A 17,305-nucleotide genomic window follows, 5' to 3' on the forward strand; every position below is an offset into this window, starting at 1 on the left:
GCATGATGGCAAGCCCCGGACAAGGACGGCGACATAAAAGCAGCTGCGTAAATCAAAAACTAGGGCTTGCGTGAAACCGTTACCAAGATGTTAATCTGGCGCACAGGAATCAGTTGACCGGTGTATGGCGCGTAATCGAGGGGTTGGCAGGATATGGCTGATAGGATGTCATCGAAAACGATAGTCGATGTCGAGGACCTTTCGGGCGATGCCGTGGACCTGACCGAAATTACCGGCGTCGTGAAGTGGTTCGATGTCGCCAAGGGTTTCGGCTTCATCGTGCCCGACAACGGCACGCAGGATGTGCTGCTGCACGTCTCCTGCCTGCGCCGCGACGGTTACCAGACAATTCTTGAAGGAACGCGCATCGTCGCCCTCATCCAGCGGCGCGACCGCGGTTTCCAGGCGTTCCGCATCCTGTCCATGGACCAGTCGACCGCCGTTCACCCCTCGCAGCTGCCGCCGGTGCGCACGCATGTGCAGGTAACGCCTTCGAGCGGGCTTGAGCGCGCCATCGTCAAGTGGTTCAACCGCACCAAGGGTTTCGGCTTCCTGACGCGCGGCGAAGGAACGGAAGATATTTTCGTGCACATGGAAACCCTGCGCCGTTTCGGCCTGACGGAGCTTCGCCCCGGCCAGGTGGTTCTGGTGCGTTACGGCGATGGCGACAAGGGCCTGATGGCGGCGGAAATCCACCCCGATAACCCGGTTTCCATCGGGATGTCGCATTGATGTCCGCCCTGCCCCATATGGTGAAAAGCGCCGTTATGGCGCTTCTTTTTTTCATGCTCGCCGCCGCCGCGCAGGCCCAGCAACAGCAGACATTCACCTCCGAACCGCTGCGGATTGAAACCGCCGGGGGAAAGAGCCACGATTTCACGGCCGAACTGGCGCTGAACAACGCCCAGCGTGAACAGGGCCTGATGTTCCGCAAGAGCATGCCGCCTGAAAACGGCATGCTGTTCGATTTCGGTGAACCGCGTGACGTCGCCATGTGGATGCGGAACACGCTTATTCCGCTCGACATGCTTTTCATTGGCCGTGACGGCCGCATTACCCATATTCATGAAAACGCGGTTCCGCATTCGGAAGTGATCATCAGCTCCCGCGGGCCAGTAAAATTCGTTCTTGAACTGAATGGCGGCACTGCGAAACGCTATGGCATCAAGCCGGGCGATTTGGTTCGCAGCGCGCAAATCGGCAACCGGAAATGACGTTGCCGCGTTATTGCGTCTGAAGGAGCCGGACGAGGTTTCGCCCGGCTGGCGCAATATTCAGTAAACCGGCTCGATATGGCTCAGAATCCGGCAATTGGAAATGGAAGCGGCAAGGTTGATGGCGATGTCGATCGCTTCGACCGAATCGGCCGTGCCTTCCAGATAGATCACATCATTTTCGACAGTTGCGGAAATGCGCGACTTTTCGAGACCCGATTCGAAGGCCAGAGCCGACGTGATTGCCTGGCATACGCCGGCCATGCGGTCTCCAAAGAAGCTTTCCTGAATGCCTGACAAATTGAACATATGCGTTCTCCTTCTTATGGACATAACAACGCCCTGAGGGCGGTTTTGTTCATCTCCGGTTCATCTATTTGTTCATCTTCCATTCATCTTGGAAAATTGGAACCCCCTGATCGATCACATTTTAGGTGATCGGGAACCATTTCGTGAGGCGGGCATTTCGCGCATGGGAGTGTGAAAGGCCTTCAAGGCAGGTAAAACAGGGAGGAAAATGACATGCTGATTAACAGAACGGAGCCGTGTCACCACGCCTCGTGGATGAAGCCGGTGGCGATCCACCTGCCGCTGTGCGTCGCCGTTGAAATCTACAGCCCGCTGGTGGCGCTGGACATGCTGATGTACCGTTGGCCCGAGGAACACGGGCCGGAATATGAAGAGGCGCGCAGGAACTGCCTCGATGCCATCGCCGGCAGATGCGACATCGAGAAAGCACGGGAATCGTTTCTCATCGCAAGCAGTCATGCCCATATCCTGAACGTCCACTAAAATTCATCGACCGTCATGACGATTGGGCCCTTCTATGCGGAGGGCTTTTTCTCTTGCGCGGCAGTTTCTGCGACGCCTCCATGCACGGCGCAGCCTGCACACCGGCCGATGATGACATGTAACTGTCACGCAAACGTTATAATCGGCAGAGACGAATTCCATGGAATCGATTGGCGCACAGACCGCCAAAAGCTTGGGAGTGGAACTGGCCAGCATGGAAACTGTCTTTGCCCTTTGCGCAATTCTGCTCCTCGGCTTCAATCTTCTCGGCATCGTTCTGGCCGGCTGGCGACTGACGAGACGGGACGCGGAAAACGATCTTGTCCGGCAAAAGCCGCCTGTCTCGCTCGTGGTGCCGCTGCGCGGCGTGGAGAACTTCACGCCCCTGACGCTGTCGCGCGCCTTCGAACTCAACTGGCCCGATTATGAGCTGCTGTTCTGCATCGCCGATGAATTCGATCCGGTGATCGAGGAAGTTCGCAAAGCGCAAGCCGCCTTCCCCTCGGTTTCCATGCAATTGCTCATCGGCGATGACCGCATCAGCGCCAATCCGAAACTGAACAATTGCGTCAAGGGCTGGCGGGCCGCCCGGCATGAATGGGCGATATTGGCCGATTCGAACGTGCTGATGCCAAAATCCTATATTGCGACCATGATGTCGGCCTGGCGGCAGGATAGCGGGCTCGTCTGCTCGCCGCCGCTCGGCTCAAGGCCTGCGGGTTTCTGGGCGCATGTGGAATGCGCCTTTCTCAACGGCTCGCAGGGCCGCTGGCAATATGCGGCGGAAGCCATCGGCATGGGTTTCGCACAGGGCAAATCGATGTTGTGGAACAAGCCGTTCCTGGAGGACAATGGCGGCATTCGCGCGCTGGCCGCTGAAATCGCCGAAGACGCCGCTTCGACGAAGCTGGTGCGAAACGCCGGCCGCAAGGTGCATCTGGTCTGCGCCCCCTTCGAACAGCCGCTCGGCCAGCGCCATGCCGGCGAGATCTGGTCGCGCCAAACCCGCTGGGCGCGGCTACGGCGCGTGACCTTCCCGCAATATTTCGCGCCGGAAATCCTCACTGGCGCGCTTCCCCCGCTTCTCTTCGCGCTCGCCGCCGCCGCCATGATGGATATAAACCTCGCCGCAACCGCCTTTGCCGTCCTCGCCCTCATGTACGTGCCGGAACTTGCCCTTGCAGCCCTCAACCGCTGGCCGGTATCGCTCCATACGCTGCCGGCGATGATCGCCCGGGACATGATCATGCCCGTCGTCTGGGCGCGAAGCTGGATCGGCAGCGCGGTGGCATGGCGCGGTAATGTCATGACGATCGGCACGGCAGAGAGCACCCTGGCTGGTCCATCCGCGGAATAAATCACAGCTATTTGGAAGAAGTTACGCCGGAAAGCTGATGTTTTGCTTTAAAATGGTCGGAGTGGAGAGATTCGAACTCCCGACCCTCTGGTCCCAAACCAGATGCGCTACCAGACTGCGCTACACTCCGCCGAGGCGATGGCTGGGGAATACACGGTTCACCCGCAGTCCGCAACAGGGAAATTCATCTTTGTTCAGCCACAGCCCCGATGAGCAAAACGTAACCTCGAAACGGCAGCGCGTGATCGGACGGCAAGGGGATAATCGTCTTGACTCTCACCTGAAGTCAGTCCATTTCAAATTCAACGTTCCTGACACGATTTGGTTATTCTATTCAGGTACGTGATGAATAATTCGGGGCGTTTCGCCCCGCTGTCCAACCGGAGCAGTTTCGACATGTCTGCGAAGATTTACCGCCCTGCAAAAACCGCCATGCAATCCGGCAAGGCGAAGACCAATGTCTGGGTTCTGGAATTCGACGCCGAGGTTCCGCGCAAGATCGATCCGATCATGGGCTACACCTCCAGTTCCGACATGAAGCAGCAGCTCAAGCTGACATTCGAGACGCAGGAACAGGCAGAAGCCTATGCCCAGCGCAAGGGCATCGAATACCGCGTCATCCAGCCGAAGGAAGCGACCCGCAAGGTGGTTTCCTACACCGACAACTTCCGTTTCAACCGCACCCAGCCCTGGACGCACTGAAACACGACGATCAAAGTTTTTGCCGGAGTATCGATTGCCCGGCATGACGGCCCCTTAGCTCAACTGGATAGAGCAACTGCCTTCTAAGCAGTAGGTCGCAGGTTCGAGTCCTGCAGGGGTCGCCACTCTCTCTTCCTCATACTTCTTGATGGGTCTCAGGAAACCAACAAGCCCTTGGGTTTCCGGCACTTTACGTATCTATGCGTCTCGATGTGTTTCGATACGTATCCGGCGGTAATGTGGTACGGTTCGTGGTACTACAAACCTGATACCACGTCCGCAGTCAGAGCCTCTCGCTGAAGGACTTTACTTCACGCCAAACGGAAAGATCGTCGTCCAGAATGACGGCCCCGTTCTCCATCTTCCCGAGTTTGGTGGCCTCTTCCCATTCGATTTCCAGAATCTTCACGCCGAAGCCGGGAGCCGGTTCGCGCGCAACCGCGAGAATGATATTCTCGGCAGCGGTGACCGGAATTTTGAACCGCCCCTGAACCAGCGTCGTGACAGTGATGTCATATTTTGCGCCGCGGATGATCGCGTGCATGTCTATCGACTTGTCACGGGCATCTTTGTCGTCAGGGGACGGGAATGCGGCCTGCCCGCCATCCATCTGGATGAAGCCCGCCACAACATTAGCTGCGCCCTGTTCGGACAGGACGTTTGCACGCTGCTGCGCACCGGCAGGCTTTCCGGGCGTCCCGGCTGCCAGCCAACCGGCGTCCACTTTGAGAATTTCGGCAAGCGGCACGAACATTTTCTGGCGCGGAACGGTCAGGCCAGAGAGCCATTTGCGCACGGTCTCCATCGAAACCTTGTGACCCCGTTGCTCAAGCTGCTCTACAAACCAGCGAAGGCGACCTTCATTTGGCGCCGGCACCTGATAATTGCTGTCGGACGCCTGAAGCAGTCGTCGTGCAAACTCAGGGTGCACCTGTTTCTCAGGTGTCCGGAACGGAACGCTCACTGTGAATCCTTTCAAAACGGAATATCAAGACGCCGAGCGCCGCGATTCACCGTCATGAAATGTCACATCTAATGTGAAAGTCAAGGCTTCATTGAAAACGTTCGAATGATGTGGTCTTGAGTTGCATCCTTACGATCGAGCACTTTCAACGCTCTTTCGTCATACGTCCCACGGGCGATAATCGGGTAAATCAAGACCTGATTCCTCTGTCCCGGCCGTGGGAGACGCATGTTCGCCTGCTGCCAAAGCTCGAGCGAAAACGTGAGACCGTACCAAGCGGCGATATGTCCACCATACTGTAGATTTGTGCCGTGTCCAATTGACGCCGGATGCGCCAGCAGCTTTTTAATTTTACCCTTATTCCAGTCTCCGACAAGATCGCCCTTGTAGTCGTTGGCTACCACAGCGTCTGGATATCGGGTCTTTATTTTATCCTTGTCGAATTTGAAGCTGTAGAAAATCAGAAGATTTTCACCATGTGCGGTGTCTACGAGTTCTTCCAATGCAGCCAGTTTGGCGTCATGAATTTCAACGACGCTCCGGTCCTCACGGTACAGGCTCCCGTTCGCGAATTGGAGTAGTTTGTTCGCCAATACACCGCTCGAAACTGCTTCCACGTCATAGGGTTCGGTGTAAAGCGTCGCCTCAAATTCCTTGTATTCCTCGAACGCCTTCTTAGGCAGGTCGACCGGCATCGGAATGAACTGCGGATCGTCAACCACTTTCTCTTGCGGGATAGTGACAACCAGGTGTTCAATTTTCGAGAGGATTTTTTCCTCAGCGCCCGGCTTGATAGTGATCGTGTGATTGAAACGATCCCGGTCGAAAAATTCCTTTTCGAAATCCGACTTGCTACGGCCGAGGGCCTTACCCTGGTCCAGCAAGTAAGTTTGCGCCCAAAGATCAATTACGCCCTGAGGCGCAGGTGTGCCTGTGAGGAGGAATATGCGCTCGATCTTCCGGCGCGCGGTCGTCATGATGCCGAACCGGGTCATGTTGCCACCTTTGGAAGCTCGCACGGTCCCGTCGGTTCGTTTGATCTTGGTGGCTTTGGTCCGCGCCTCCCCCGCCTTGAAGCGGCTGGACTCGTCGATAATGACCGTGTCCCAAATCCAGTTTTCGACCGTTCGGATGTGCTTGGACAGCCAAGGAAGGTTTTCCGGATTAATGGTGGTGATCTCGGCACGACGTGCGATCGCCGCAGCCCGCTCATCGGCATCACCAACAGCGATGGCGCATGAAAGTGCCTGCGTGTGTGCCCACGCCTTAACTTCATCGTGCCAAGTGTTCAGCGCGACATACCGGGGCGCAATGACCAGGACATGATCGGTGTCAAAACGGTTCAACAGATGGGTTAATCCATCAAGGGTGGCTCCGGTTTTACCGGAACCCATGCCGCTGATGATCAGCTTCGCCTTTTCCGTGCGAACAATACGGCTGATCACCTGCTGGCCGGCGCGAAGTTCGGAACGAGTTCGAAGGGACATCACAGGCCGTCGAGCAGGTCCAGTTCGCGCGCCGCAGGAGTAGACCAACCTGCCGACGATGTGGATAAGGCTTCAGTGGACGTTGGACGGGCTGCTCGACGGCGCAAACCCTGCCAGTAAACGGAAACCCACCTCGCCTGATGCATTGCGTCGTCCAAAGCGGTGTGTGCGGTGCCTTCAAGCTTGCCGTCGAAGTCGACAAGGCCGTCAGCGAGTCGTTTGATCGTGCGGCAATCGCACACGTTCCAGAATTTCCACGGGGCCTGGCGCTCGATGATGCGCCCGAAAGCGTATTCGAGGATCGAGATATCGAAGGACGCCCCGTTACCCCACGGCTTCACGCTATCGCCATGTCGCAGACAAAAGTCATGAAACTTCGTGAATACGAGATGGGCTGGATGCTTCCCGCGCACGACCTTCTGCCTAGCCGCCTCCCCCTGCCCGAGCCACCAGCGGATGGTCGAGCCTGAGGCTTTTCCGTATCGCATCGCATCTTCGATATCGATCGCCGCATCGAACGTCTCGCCGAGTTCCCCGGTCTCCGGATTGAAGAAGACGGCGCCAATCGCGACGACGGGTGCGTTCACCGCAGTGCCAAGGGTTTCCAAGTCGATCATCAGGTCGGTGAATTTCATAGTAAGTCTCCGATCAATTCCGCCTTCACGCGGCGAGCATCCAAATCAGCAAAGAAGTCGGCACAGGCTTCGACGAAGACGCGCGTCGCTTCCGCGTCGATCGCGTTTCCGTAACCTTTGAGCATCCCTTGGCGCGACTTGCCTTCAAAGGCGCTGCCAGATCCCACACGGAAGGCAGACCCATCAACCAGCGGGAATGTGCAGGGCTCAACTGGCCGCCACTTTCCATCTCGGCAAAAGAGCCAATCAGCATCTCGCCAAAAGCCGTTAGTCGGGCCGGCCCGTTCAAATCGGCCAACAAAGACACCTTCGTCCAGTCGACCAGTTCCTGCGGGCCCAACTCGTCGCTCCGGTTGCCGCCTCTCTTCCTGAAATTGTCCAGTGTCGGGGTCTGCCAAGCAGCCAGTTGAGCTTGTTCGCAGTGATAGAGCGGAACCGTCGTCTGCCCGTGCTTTTCGAGACGCTCTCGCGCAATCTTCTCGATTACCTCCGGACTTCTCTCTCGCTCGGCGACTGTCGGCGTCGACCAACCGGTCAAGCTCGTCGCATCCGCTAGGTTCAGACCGAAGCCCTTCGCCTGACGTGCCTCCGGTGTTTCGCCTTTGCCGTTGTTGGTCGTCGTCGTCGTGGGCCAGCCGCTCAAGATCATCGAGTCTGCATACGGCTGCCGGCCGCTCTCGTTGCCCGCCTTCAACGCCTGCGCGATGTCCTGTTCCGTCATCATCGAGGCGGTCACTGTCGGCCAGCCAGCCAAGTTCGCCTGCCTCGGAAGCTGATCCAACCGCTCTTTCCCGTTGTCCGGTCTCGGAGCTATATCGGCACCCGAGTCCTTCCAGTCCCGCGCCGAAGCTGTCGTCCAGCCCGCCAATGGTGCTTGATGCGCTAACATCGTTGGCGCTAGGTTGCCCGTCTTTTCGATCGATCGAGCAACGTAACCCTCGGCCGTTCCGCCCGGTTCCGTCGCCGTCGGAGTCCCCCAATTCGACAACTGCGCTGTCGTCGGGAGAGACAATCCTCCGGCGTTCTCCCGGTTCAGCACTGCGAAGTCTGGACCAGAGGTGCCGTCCGAAGATCGGCAGGTCGGCCAGCCGACCTGAGACAGATCGAATATCGTAGGCACTGAAACGGAGTCTTTGCCGGATGTGCGGTGCGCCACTGCCCGCAGAGCAGGTATCAACCGCCCCGATGGCGTAGCTCGCCGCTTCCAGGTCAGTTTGTACAAGGTCGAGCCAACCGAGGCCGTCAGCGCTTGCAACCTGCTCTCCAAGAACGATGTCAGGGCGGCACTCTCCGATGAGATGGAGGAACGCAGGCCATAAATGCCGCTCGTCATCCATCCCTGCTCCTTTGCCTGCCGCGGAGAAAGGTTGGCAGGGGCAGCTTCCAGTCCAAACTGCAGTATCATCCGAGATGCCAGCGCAACGGAGGGAGTAACTCCACACTCCGATGCCAGCGAAAAGATGAACTTGTCGAAATCCTCTAAGGTCATCCCCACGCAGATCTTCGATGCTTCGTCGATCGACAATGCCCGGCGCAATGACTCCGAGGGCAATAAGGTTTTCGAGCCAGTCTGCGGCGTGGTCGTCGTTTTCGTTGTAGAGGGCATACGGCTTCGCACCCATGGCTCAAGAATTCCTCTCAAAAGTTGAAACTGGCGACAAAGAAATGCCGCCAGTTTCCTCGGATCAGAAGTCGAAGTCGTCAGACGCCGAAGTCTTGCTTTCCGATCCCGTGGAGGGTCCGTTGTCGAAGCTGTCGTCTTCCTCTAGATCGTCAAAGTCGTCAGCGTCAACGTAGATGCCGCCGCCCATGCGCTCGCCTTCCTCGTGCGACCGGATAGCTTCGACCGACGCGAAAATACCGCGAGAGCCTTTGTCCGTGCCGAAGAATGAAACGATCACGTCGGCGTAGACGCCACCGTAGAAGATATCGAGGATTTCGCTTTCCTCGAACACCTTGCCGGCTTTCAGTTGCTCCGCAGACACCTGATCTCGCAAGCCCCGCTTACGGCGATCAAGGAGCTTCGGACGCTTCTGGCCTCCGGAAGGACCAGACGCGGAAAATGCGTGGTTACCCTCGTAACCGGCATAAACTTTGCCCTCTTTGTTCTTGAACTTTTCACCCTTACGAAAGCAAACTCGCTTCGGGTTGTCTTCGAGGATATCCTTATAGGCGTCGGCGTTCTTCCACTGTTTTTCACCGGCAGCGCGGATCGCCGACATGATCTTTTTCTGGTTCTCCTCGTAGTGAGGGGAATCCTTTTCATTGATCACGTTCAAACCGTGCTTCGGCACGGCGTTCGGATCATCGCTCGTCTTCTTTTTGTCCTTGAGGGAGTCGGTGAAGGAGAGACGTACCCGCTTCAGTTGGACAGTGCGGCCATCGGTGGCCTTATCTTCAATAGCCATTTTCTCAGTTTCCTGTTGTTCGGTAGTTCGGTTGCAGCGGCTGTAGTTAGTCGAGGTCGTCAAATTGATCCGCAATCGGCGTGACCTCTAACGCCGGTTTCGGGTGGTCAACGGGAACCAGCTTCGGCTTCCCGTCTGGTCGATCGACCAGTTCCTGCAGAGCGTCCCACGGTTCGGGCATGCCCTTTTTTCGCTTGCCCGGCTTCATGAGCCTGTCGATATCGGTGAAACCGATAAGCTGCTTGGGCTTGTAAGCTTTGTCTCCCAGTGCGCCGACCAGAATGGCCTCTGCCTCCGCAGGCACAGTGAAATACCTATTACCAAGGGCGCCATCGATGGCCTTGGAACCGGGGTCGGGGTCGCCATCCAGCGCCGCCTGAAGCGACTGCTGGTGTAGTTCGGTGAGCCAGGCACGTGCGGCCTTGGAATGATTGACGATGTAGAAGCGCAGCGCACGCGGCATCTGCGCGGGGTCTTTGAACTTGGGCTCAGGCTCGCTAGGGTCGAGCAGCGCGCTGCCAAACATCTGCACGAGCCACTGATTGCGCGCCGCACAACCGCGCTTCGTCTTGCGAACCGGGCACCAACGGCAGCCCTTTGTCGACGGAACGAATTCCACGTCGCCGCGCTCGATCCGCGAGAATACCCGTTTCACTTCCTCGCCAAACTCCAGCAACTCCGCGATCGTGATTTCCCAAAACTTCATTCCACCCGCGCGAGGCTGGTCGATATTGAGAACGACATCCTCGATCTGCGGGCGACCAAAGTATTCCCAAGCGCCGAGGGCATAGAGACGGAGCTGCCTGGTGCCGACAACCTCGACAGGCTCCCCTGCTCCATCCTTGTAGTCGCTGACGCCAAGCATCTTTCGGTACAGGAATGCAGTGTCGCAGGTTCCAAATTGACCGGGTAACCAGTGCGACAGGTCAACACGTATCTCAACGAGCGGATTGCTGGTGTGCTGGCGGATCCAGTCGATACCGGCAACAAGACGATCGGCCATATGGTCGTCAATCTCGAACGAATGACCGTCGGCTGTAAGCGTAGCACCGACGAAGTGATGCGGATCGCATCCGAGATCAAGGCAATGCTCCCTGATCTCATGCATAACTGTCCCTTCGGCCGAATAGGCGGTGGAATCCCGGCTGAGATCAAGCGTTTCGCCTTCATACGCGGAGTATTCCTGCTCATCGTCATCATCGACGATAGGCGCGTCGCAATCCTCATCGAGATCGCTCTCGCTCAGTTCACCCTTGGCGACCAAATGGTCGATCAGCGCGACCGAAGCCGTGCAGGTCATCCACCGATCAGCCGATGAGGGCGATAATCGAGCGTGCGCCTTCATAGGTCAGTCCATCCGAGCGCGGACGAAGCAATCCTTCGCCTCAAGAAGATGGCGCAGGCCGGCAGACTTCTCCGGGCCGTCGGGCAGTTCTTCTTCCATCGCACGTGCCAACGACGCGCACTGACGCGAGACTTCCTTGAGACCGGGGTCGCGAAGGTGCTCAAACGTGAAATACTTCATAATGGGGGAAGGCATGTCTTTCTCCTGAAGGCGTTTGGGGAGGAAGCGCAGAGGTGGGAGGCGGTGGAACCTGGACCACTTTGTCGGGAGGAGGAGAACATTGCAGTCCTACTCTGCGCTTCCCGCCGAAACGCCCCCGACCGAAGTCGGAGAGCGTCGTCGGTGTCAAACGAGATCGTCGTCGACCGTCTTGGGCGTGGTGATGTCGCCCTTTTCCTTGAGCTTCGCGATCTGTGACTTGAAGAGATCGTGAGCTTCGGGCTGGATTGTGCTGAAGAGGCCTTTGCCGGCTTCGACCTTGGGGTCGCGGATTTTCTCGTGATTGAGAAGCGCCTTGACCTTTTCCTTGCGGGCGGCCCGCTCTTCTTCACGATCACTGGCGCCGATATAGTCGCTCGCCGCATCGGTCAGCGCCTCGATCGGATTAACGCGGTTTTCGGGGGATTCGGAGATGGCCGCCTTCTTGTCTTCGGCAGGCTTGTCGTCCTTGGTGGCCTTCGTTGAAGCCTTCGACCCGGTAGCGGCGGCAGCCGTGGTCTTCTCGATCGCGTCTGCGCGCAGATCGTGCAGTGCCTGGGTGATATTGGTGAGTTTCGTAACTGCGGCTGTCAGTTCGGTAAGCTGTGCTTCTAAGCTCAATGTCGTCTCCATCGGTCAGCGTTGAATTACACTTCCTTCGTGTAATTTCAATTTTTATGGCACAAGCTCGATATCGTTGCAACACTTTGTTGGAATTATTTCTCACCTATGTTGAAATTATGAAATCACACGACTAAGGTGCGTCCAGATTTCATAAGAGGTTCGAATATGGATCAGCCCGAGAATAACAAAGAGCTGTACGAGGGGGAGCTTTACGGCTTGCTTCGCGACAAACTACCGTCGGAATATGTCCACGACGGCAAGGTGAACACCCGTCTTTTAAGCGAAGCAACTGAAAATGCTCGCTTTACGATCTATCGCTGGTTCCACGAGAACAAGTTATCACCGAAGGCTATCAAATCCCTTCTGGCAGTTTCCGCCAAGGCCGCTCGACCGGACGAAAAGGACCGACTCACTAAGAATGATCTGATTCCGTTCCTTCCCATCCCCTGATCGAACGGGACAGTAATCCATGCTCACCGAAAACCTCGCTCTCATCGAAGCGGGCGCCGCGCTGCATTGGCTGCGACCTCGCGACAAGATGCCGATCGAAGAACACTGGTCTTCCGCACCGCGCTATACGGCCGAGCAGCTTCGCAATAGCTATCGCCAAGGTAACAATGTCGGTCTGCGAACCGGGGAACCTTCCTCGGTCGACGGCTTGTACCTGCATGTCATCGACCTTGACATCCGCAAGTCCGAGAAAGCAGACGAGGCATGGTGTGCCCTGATCGAAATGATGCCGGCCGCCAGAAACCTGCCACGGGTCATCTCAGGTTCGGGTGGTGAAAGCCGCCATATCTACTTCCTCTCAAGAGAGCCGCTCGCCAGCAAGAAGCTGCGTAAATCCGACGGTTGGGAAATGGTATTCGACCCCAAGAAGGGGCGTGACGTAAAGAAAAACGACTGGGAAGTCGACCTGAAAGGCACAGGCACGCAAGTCGCCATACCGCCGTCGATCCACCCTGACACCGGCAAGCCCTATCGGTGGGAACGCCCGCTCGATCTGGATTTCGCAGAGCTTATGGTCGCGAAGATCAGCGGCGCGCGTGCTGCAGCCGCCGAAGCTGATGACGATGACGATGACCTGTTTGCAATCGTGCGGGCCGACCCGCTCGACATCGACGAAGACGAAATTCAGGCAATCCTAGACGACCTTCCGGAAGACTGGGTAGACGATCGCGACTACTGGCTTACCGTCGGGATGGCGTTCCATCATCAGTTCCGTGGTGAGGATGAAGGGTTTGAAGCTTGGTGCGACTGGTCCGAGCAGTCGGCGAAGTTTGACCGCAAATATTCCGAGGTCAGGTGGAATTCCTTCAAGGGTAAGCCACACCCGGTTACGTTCAGAACGCTGATCCAGGCCGCCAACAGCAATCGTATGTCGCAGGATCTCGATCTCGATATCGAGACTGATTTCGACAAGCCTGTGATCGATTTATCAGACCTTTTAGGCGATGCGCCCTCCCCAGTTCCCGCGAAAGCGGAGATCGTCGACGAGATCGACCCCAACTGGATGCAGCGTTTCCATCGTAACGAAGAAGGCGAGTTAAAAACCACCCTTCCAAACATCAATCTGATCGTCGAGAACGATCTGCGCGTCCGCGGGATCGCCCATTTCAACGAATTCGCACAGGAAGTGGTGCTCCGTGCGTCACCGAAACGCGCAAAAAAGAAGCGTGACGCGGCCTATGAGCCGGTCAATCTGGACAGTTCCATCTGGAAGGTGAAGGACGAGCTGAACGGCGACAACTGGACCGATAGCCATGATATCGCCGTCCGGTCGCTAATCGAGACCAAAACGCAGCTTCAAGGCTACGGCATCAAGGTTGCGGACCGCGATTTACGTGGTGCGATCGATATGGCAGCCCATAAGCGCTCATTCCATCCGGTCAAGGAAGTGATCACGTCTGTCACCTGGGACGGTGTGCCGCGCGCGGAAACTATGTTCATCGATTATCTCGGGTGCGAGGACAACACCTATAACCGACAGGCTGCCCTCCTCACTCTCGTCGGCGCCGTTGCCCGCATCTTCCAACCCGGTCACAAGTTCGACTTCGTGCCGATCCTTGAAGGAGCGCAGGGCAAAGGTAAATCAACCTTCGTCGAGGTTCTCGGACTGGAATGGTACGGCGAATTGACCGGCGATGTAGGCGACCCCAAGCAGATGATCGAAGTCATGCAGGGAAAGTGGATCCTTGAACTGGGCGAACTTTCAGCGATGCAGCGTTCGGAGGTCAACGACCTTAAAGCGTTCGTAAGCCGCACCCACGACAAGGCTCGTCTCGCATGGGAAAAGCGCGCCAAGGAGTTCGGCCGCCAGTGTATTTTCATCGGCTCCACCAATGATCGGGAATACCTGCGCGACCAGACCGGTAACCGGCGCTTCTGGCCGATTATTTGCCACCTCCCCGACGGTCAATTGATCGACAACCTGAAATTCAAAAAGAACGTCATGCAGATTTGGGCCGAGGCCGTCTCGATCTATCACGAGATGTGCAAGACCTACGCCTACCTGCCGGCGCTTCCGCTTTACATGAAGGATGAGGCCGCTCAGATTGCCCTCGAGATGCAGGAAAGCCGGCGCGTTGAGACCTCCGAAGAGATGCTGGCGGGCGAGATCATTGCATGGCTCGACACTGCACTCGGGGCCGAATTCGACGACTTGGACGACGACATTCCGAAGATCTACCGCAATGAAACATGCATAGCGCAGGTCTGGCACGAGATGATGGGCCGCGACGGCTCTATCCCGCACACCGAGGCGATGAAGCTCGGAAAGGCGCTACAGCTCGTCGGATGGGATCGCTCAAAGGGTCCAGTTGCATCGTCAGAATTGAACCGAAAATACGGAAAATGCCGCGTCTACACGCGTCCTGACGAAATTGAATAGGATCGAACTTCGATTGTGTTGCATTTGACCCCGCTACGGCGGGGTTTTTGCTGAGATGCGATATGTCCTATTTGCCCGAAAGTGGGATGTATCTTAACTGACACGAGATCGATCTGAGCGCATTTTCTGCGGAAATTGCCTACATTCAAACTGAAAAACATCTCCGCTCACCCTCTCACCCTCTCTCACCCTCCCAAGGCGGTGACAAAAACCTAGGGTGAGCGAGAATAATTGTTTAATTACAATAATTTAGGCTGGTGCGCTCACCCTCTCACCCAAATCACCCTGATCCCCTATTCTTTCTCGTATTTACCCCTTTTCACTACATCCACTGTCTCGTGCTTCGCACTGATTTCACCCCTCTATATTTATCTTACTATACTTTTAGGGTGAGAAGGGTGAGAGGGTGAGACTCCATTGAAATCATTGAGGTTTTTCCGCTCACCCTGCCGCTCACCCTGTCTGATAGGGTGAGAGCGGTTTCTCTGATCGATTTCAACCCATTTTCCCGTCCGAATATTACTATATTACGCCTCAAAAGTCGTTTCGCTGCCGAAATATTCAAATTGCGCGTGAATCGCGGTCGGTGTCTCCCGCCCCCTCGGCGCCACCCCCAGGAAGGACCCAAAGCCACTATGTCATTGTTTTAATTGATCTTTTCGCGATAATCGAACCTATCGCATGATACGATACAGCCCATTTGCACGCTATTGAGACGCATTGAGACAGTGACGCCAGCTCAACAGACGCACGGACGCATTGAGACGCACACGCCTAGTTGCCGTGTATCGTCGATGCACAGTAAAACGTATCATTGATGAGGTAAGCAGGAAGGCGGGCTGCAATGGCCCTCATTGTATCCGGCTGCAGCAAACCAGGCCCAACGGACTAACTTTCACTTTTAATGTGAATTACTCTTGCGCTTCGTATGTTTCACGTTTAGATTGGAATTATCGAAACGGAGACGCACCAATGACCGATTTCTGGACACGCTTTAATGAAATGGCCGCTGCAGCCGAATTGACGGATACAGGCAAGCTGTTTGCCGCTTCCAATTTCCATGTCGGCCACAATGGTGGCGGCACGTCCGCATGGGAACGGCAGGTAGGCGAAACCGGCTGGAAAGTGCTTATCACTGACATAGGTGGTTGCGACCATGTATCAGAGGACGGCACATGGATTGTCGGCGCGCATAATGACAATGGTGACTATGTGGATCGTTGTGTAGAGGCGGCAACTGTTGCCGAAGCCTTGGCAGCGGCGGACGCATTCGATCTTGCTCTAGGCGGTCACGTCGTGACACCTGCCGCCACAATCGGCGACAAGATTATCCTAGCCCGCGCGTTCGGCAGCAATGTGCAAGAGGAACTAAGCCGCGCCGACTTTCGCGCCGTTCTAGAGCTAAACCGGAACGACTCCGCTACCTGTCACACACATGACTTTTGCGACGCCAACATGCTCATGCTTGACGCGTTCAAAGTCACTTTCGAGCGGGAACCGGCATTTCTGACCAATCCCGATGACGGCGAAGATTTGGCCCTCTGGAATGACGCTTGGCAGATTGCCAAGGCTGCAGAATTCTTCGCCTAGGTGTCGCTATGATCCATCCGCTTTTATTACCGTTCGCCCTCCCTGCCGTGCTGTTAGTCGGGCTTCACACAGGCCAGCTAGTCGCACCGCTTTTTCTGTAACCTAAGTTTCAACTTAAAAGAGGAATTCAACCATGAACGAGTTATTACTTTCGGCGTACCGCTATCATCGCGCCACGGCGCTTTCGCGTTGGAACCCTACCCGCCACGGGCTTAAGGGTATTCCGACGACGTTTGCGCTTGCTGCCTTTGCCAAGGCTCGCCGTGACGTTGTGACTTCGGTACGCCGTTATGCATCAAGCCCATGGGCAAAGCCCGTCACCAATGGCAGCACGGAAAGCGGTTGCAGGTGGATTGAGAACCCGGCCGCCATGGGCCTCCGTTTCGTCGGATATTGTGACGTTATCAGCGACACTATCCGCCATACGGGGTGGTTCACGGACCCGCATCAAGAGGGCAAGATTCGCGGCTGCGTCTATCAACTGCCCGGACGCGGCGGCAAGGCGCGCTTTGTGGCCGCCCATGACAATGAGGACAACGGCGCGGCAGATTGCGGCGGTCCTGCATATGTCGACTTTTCGACCATCTACCGGTCCGACTTCGTAGCAGAAATGCGTTCCGCTTTGCGCGATATAGGCAAGCGTCATCAGACTCCCGCCATGCTGAACCCCGGCTATTGGGCTGAATCCGCTCATGCGACGGCGAAGAAAGAAGCCGCAATCGGCGCCGACATTTTTGCAGAGTCGGCAGCGGAAAAGGAACGCGAATATGCGACCGCATGGCAAGCCGGTTCCCAATATGCCGGTTGCCTTCAGGAACTGGCCGCTATCCGTGAGTCGGTTCGCCAGACTATCCGCGACATGAAAGGGGCTTGTGCCACGTTGCGCGCCCTGCCCGATAGCCTGAAAGCCCGGCTGCGTTCATCCATCAAAGCTGAATTGAGCGAACGGGAAACCATTTTCCAGCGCATGGAACGCCTTAAAGACGGCGAAGCGGACTCGCTTTGTTTTTGGCCGGGCGACAAACACCTTCGGGCAGCATTCAACGAAGGCGCGGGCTGCGTCGTTTTGCGCTAACTTTCACGTTTTAAGAGGAATTAT

At 56.5% G+C, this 17,305-nt stretch carries 18 protein-coding genes and 2 tRNA genes; 10 read left to right on the forward strand and 10 right to left on the reverse strand.

Annotated features, from left to right (window positions below; genetic code table 11):
* Nucleotides 1-153 precede the first annotated feature (153 nt).
* Complete coding sequence (locus EM858_RS14290) at nt 154-732, forward strand: cold-shock protein (protein ID WP_004442353.1); 579 nt, start codon at nt 154-156, stop codon at nt 730-732.
* On the forward strand, nt 732-1,214 hold the full coding sequence (locus EM858_RS14295; RefSeq protein ID WP_164865429.1) for a DUF192 domain-containing protein: 483 nt from the start codon (nt 732-734) through the stop codon (nt 1,212-1,214). Before EM858_RS14290 ends, EM858_RS14295 begins: the two co-directional genes overlap by 1 nt.
* Before the next feature lie 60 nt (nt 1,215-1,274).
* Here EM858_RS14295 and EM858_RS14300 read toward each other — a convergent pair whose 3' ends face one another.
* On the reverse strand, nt 1,275-1,523 hold the full coding sequence (locus EM858_RS14300; protein ID WP_003522642.1) for a BON domain-containing protein: 249 nt from the start codon (nt 1,521-1,523) through the stop codon (nt 1,275-1,277).
* 213 nt (nt 1,524-1,736) lie between these two features.
* On the opposite strand from EM858_RS14300, the gene EM858_RS14305 reads away from it, so the two are divergent.
* Both EM858_RS14305 and EM858_RS14315 read left to right on the forward strand, forming a co-directional pair.
* Nucleotides 1,737-2,006, forward strand: a complete 270-nt coding sequence (locus tag EM858_RS14305; protein ID WP_003522644.1) for a DUF982 domain-containing protein — start codon at nt 1,737-1,739, stop codon at nt 2,004-2,006.
* A gap of 214 nt (nt 2,007-2,220) precedes the next feature.
* A complete protein-coding gene (locus tag EM858_RS14315) occupies nt 2,221-3,363 on the forward strand; it encodes a ceramide glucosyltransferase (RefSeq protein ID WP_127756977.1) in 1,143 nt (380 codons plus the stop codon).
* A 53-nt stretch (nt 3,364-3,416) separates the two neighbouring features.
* Here the strand turns inward: EM858_RS14315 and EM858_RS14320 are convergent.
* A tRNA-Pro gene (locus EM858_RS14320) sits at nt 3,417-3,493 on the reverse strand.
* Nucleotides 3,494-3,759: 266 nt separating this feature from the next.
* On the opposite strand from EM858_RS14320, the gene EM858_RS14325 reads away from it, so the two are divergent.
* Together EM858_RS14325 and EM858_RS14330 are read left to right on the forward strand one after the other, a co-directional pair.
* Nucleotides 3,760-4,065 carry an ETC complex I subunit gene (locus EM858_RS14325; protein WP_003507982.1) on the forward strand — a complete coding sequence of 102 codons (306 nt, stop codon included), beginning with the start codon at nt 3,760-3,762 and terminating at the stop codon, nt 4,063-4,065.
* A 48-nt stretch (nt 4,066-4,113) separates the two neighbouring features.
* Nucleotides 4,114-4,190, forward strand: a tRNA-Arg gene (locus EM858_RS14330).
* A gap of 158 nt (nt 4,191-4,348) precedes the next feature.
* Here the strand turns inward: EM858_RS14330 and EM858_RS14335 are convergent.
* From EM858_RS14335 to EM858_RS14375, 8 genes are all read right to left on the reverse strand, one after another.
* Nucleotides 4,349-5,029, reverse strand: coding sequence for a hypothetical protein (locus EM858_RS14335; RefSeq protein WP_127756978.1), 681 nt, complete (start codon nt 5,027-5,029; stop codon nt 4,349-4,351).
* Between the two features lie 80 nt (nt 5,030-5,109).
* Nucleotides 5,110-6,516: an SNF2-related protein gene (locus EM858_RS14340; protein WP_127756979.1), complete on the reverse strand. Its 1,407-nt coding sequence runs from the start codon at nt 6,514-6,516 to the stop codon at nt 5,110-5,112.
* Nucleotides 6,516-7,151 carry a 3'-5' exonuclease gene (locus EM858_RS14345; RefSeq protein ID WP_127756980.1) on the reverse strand — a complete coding sequence of 212 codons (636 nt, stop codon included), beginning with the start codon at nt 7,149-7,151 and terminating at the stop codon, nt 6,516-6,518. Before EM858_RS14345 ends, EM858_RS14340 begins: the two co-directional genes overlap by 1 nt.
* On the reverse strand, nt 7,148-8,773 hold the full coding sequence (locus tag EM858_RS27395; RefSeq protein ID WP_348628176.1) for a DNA cytosine methyltransferase: 1,626 nt from the start codon (nt 8,771-8,773) through the stop codon (nt 7,148-7,150). Before EM858_RS27395 ends, EM858_RS14345 begins: the two co-directional genes overlap by 4 nt.
* 63 nt (nt 8,774-8,836) lie before the next feature.
* Nucleotides 8,837-9,559, reverse strand: coding sequence for an ssDNA-binding protein (locus tag EM858_RS14360; protein WP_127756981.1), 723 nt, complete (start codon nt 9,557-9,559; stop codon nt 8,837-8,839).
* 46 nt (nt 9,560-9,605) lie between these two features.
* The gene (locus EM858_RS14365) at nt 9,606-10,904 is read right to left on the reverse strand and encodes a DUF2800 domain-containing protein (protein WP_127756982.1); all 1,299 of its coding nucleotides are present in this window, start codon (nt 10,902-10,904) and stop codon (nt 9,606-9,608) included.
* Between the two features lie 3 nt (nt 10,905-10,907).
* Nucleotides 10,908-11,099, reverse strand: coding sequence for a hypothetical protein (locus EM858_RS14370; protein WP_127756983.1), 192 nt, complete (start codon nt 11,097-11,099; stop codon nt 10,908-10,910).
* A gap of 150 nt (nt 11,100-11,249) precedes the next feature.
* On the reverse strand, nt 11,250-11,723 hold the full coding sequence (locus EM858_RS14375) for a hypothetical protein (RefSeq protein WP_127756984.1): 474 nt from the start codon (nt 11,721-11,723) through the stop codon (nt 11,250-11,252).
* Between the two features lie 168 nt (nt 11,724-11,891).
* On the opposite strand from EM858_RS14375, the gene EM858_RS14380 reads away from it, so the two are divergent.
* The 4 genes from EM858_RS14380 (at nt 11,892) to EM858_RS14395 (ending at nt 17,281) form a co-directional block, all read left to right on the forward strand.
* A complete protein-coding gene (locus EM858_RS14380) occupies nt 11,892-12,176 on the forward strand; it encodes a hypothetical protein (protein WP_127756985.1) in 285 nt (94 codons plus the stop codon).
* 19 nt (nt 12,177-12,195) lie between these two features.
* Nucleotides 12,196-14,616, forward strand: coding sequence for a VapE domain-containing protein (locus EM858_RS14385; RefSeq protein WP_127756986.1), 2,421 nt, complete (start codon nt 12,196-12,198; stop codon nt 14,614-14,616).
* Between the two features lie 972 nt (nt 14,617-15,588).
* Entirely contained in the window at nt 15,589-16,206 is a 618-nt protein-coding gene (locus tag EM858_RS14390; protein WP_127756987.1) for a hypothetical protein, read from the forward strand.
* Between the two features lie 133 nt (nt 16,207-16,339).
* Nucleotides 16,340-17,281, forward strand: coding sequence for a hypothetical protein (locus EM858_RS14395; protein WP_127756988.1), 942 nt, complete (start codon nt 16,340-16,342; stop codon nt 17,279-17,281).
* Nucleotides 17,282-17,305: the final 24 nt, after the last annotated feature.

Origin of the sequence: Agrobacterium sp. CNPSo 2736, from assembly GCF_004005385.1 — a bacterium.
In the GTDB taxonomy this organism is placed as follows: domain Bacteria; phylum Pseudomonadota; class Alphaproteobacteria; order Rhizobiales; family Rhizobiaceae; genus Agrobacterium; species Agrobacterium leguminum.

What these genes read in the sequence shown, in the direction of transcription:
- EM858_RS14290 (WP_004442353.1), top strand. Translation starts at nt 154, where the DNA reads ATGGCTGATAGGATGTCATCGAAAACGATAGTCGATGTCGAGGACCTT.
- EM858_RS14295 (WP_164865429.1), top strand. Translation starts at nt 732, where the DNA reads ATGTCCGCCCTGCCCCATATGGTGAAAAGCGCCGTTATGGCGCTTCTT.
- EM858_RS14300 (WP_003522642.1), bottom strand. Translation starts at nt 1,523, where the DNA reads ATGTTCAATTTGTCAGGCATTCAGGAAAGCTTCTTTGGAGACCGCATG.
- EM858_RS14305 (WP_003522644.1), top strand. Translation starts at nt 1,737, where the DNA reads ATGCTGATTAACAGAACGGAGCCGTGTCACCACGCCTCGTGGATGAAG.
- EM858_RS14315 (WP_127756977.1), top strand. Translation starts at nt 2,221, where the DNA reads ATGGAAACTGTCTTTGCCCTTTGCGCAATTCTGCTCCTCGGCTTCAAT.
- EM858_RS14325 (WP_003507982.1), top strand. Translation starts at nt 3,760, where the DNA reads ATGTCTGCGAAGATTTACCGCCCTGCAAAAACCGCCATGCAATCCGGC.
- EM858_RS14340 (WP_127756979.1), bottom strand. Translation starts at nt 6,516, where the DNA reads ATGTCCCTTCGAACTCGTTCCGAACTTCGCGCCGGCCAGCAGGTGATC.
- EM858_RS14345 (WP_127756980.1), bottom strand. Translation starts at nt 7,151, where the DNA reads ATGAAATTCACCGACCTGATGATCGACTTGGAAACCCTTGGCACTGCG.
- EM858_RS27395 (WP_348628176.1), bottom strand. Translation starts at nt 8,773, where the DNA reads ATGGGTGCGAAGCCGTATGCCCTCTACAACGAAAACGACGACCACGCC.
- EM858_RS14360 (WP_127756981.1), bottom strand. Translation starts at nt 9,559, where the DNA reads ATGGCTATTGAAGATAAGGCCACCGATGGCCGCACTGTCCAACTGAAG.
- EM858_RS14365 (WP_127756982.1), bottom strand. Translation starts at nt 10,904, where the DNA reads ATGAAGGCGCACGCTCGATTATCGCCCTCATCGGCTGATCGGTGGATG.
- EM858_RS14370 (WP_127756983.1), bottom strand. Translation starts at nt 11,099, where the DNA reads ATGCCTTCCCCCATTATGAAGTATTTCACGTTTGAGCACCTTCGCGAC.
- EM858_RS14380 (WP_127756985.1), top strand. Translation starts at nt 11,892, where the DNA reads ATGGATCAGCCCGAGAATAACAAAGAGCTGTACGAGGGGGAGCTTTAC.
- EM858_RS14385 (WP_127756986.1), top strand. Translation starts at nt 12,196, where the DNA reads ATGCTCACCGAAAACCTCGCTCTCATCGAAGCGGGCGCCGCGCTGCAT.
- EM858_RS14390 (WP_127756987.1), top strand. Translation starts at nt 15,589, where the DNA reads ATGACCGATTTCTGGACACGCTTTAATGAAATGGCCGCTGCAGCCGAA.
- EM858_RS14395 (WP_127756988.1), top strand. Translation starts at nt 16,340, where the DNA reads ATGAACGAGTTATTACTTTCGGCGTACCGCTATCATCGCGCCACGGCG.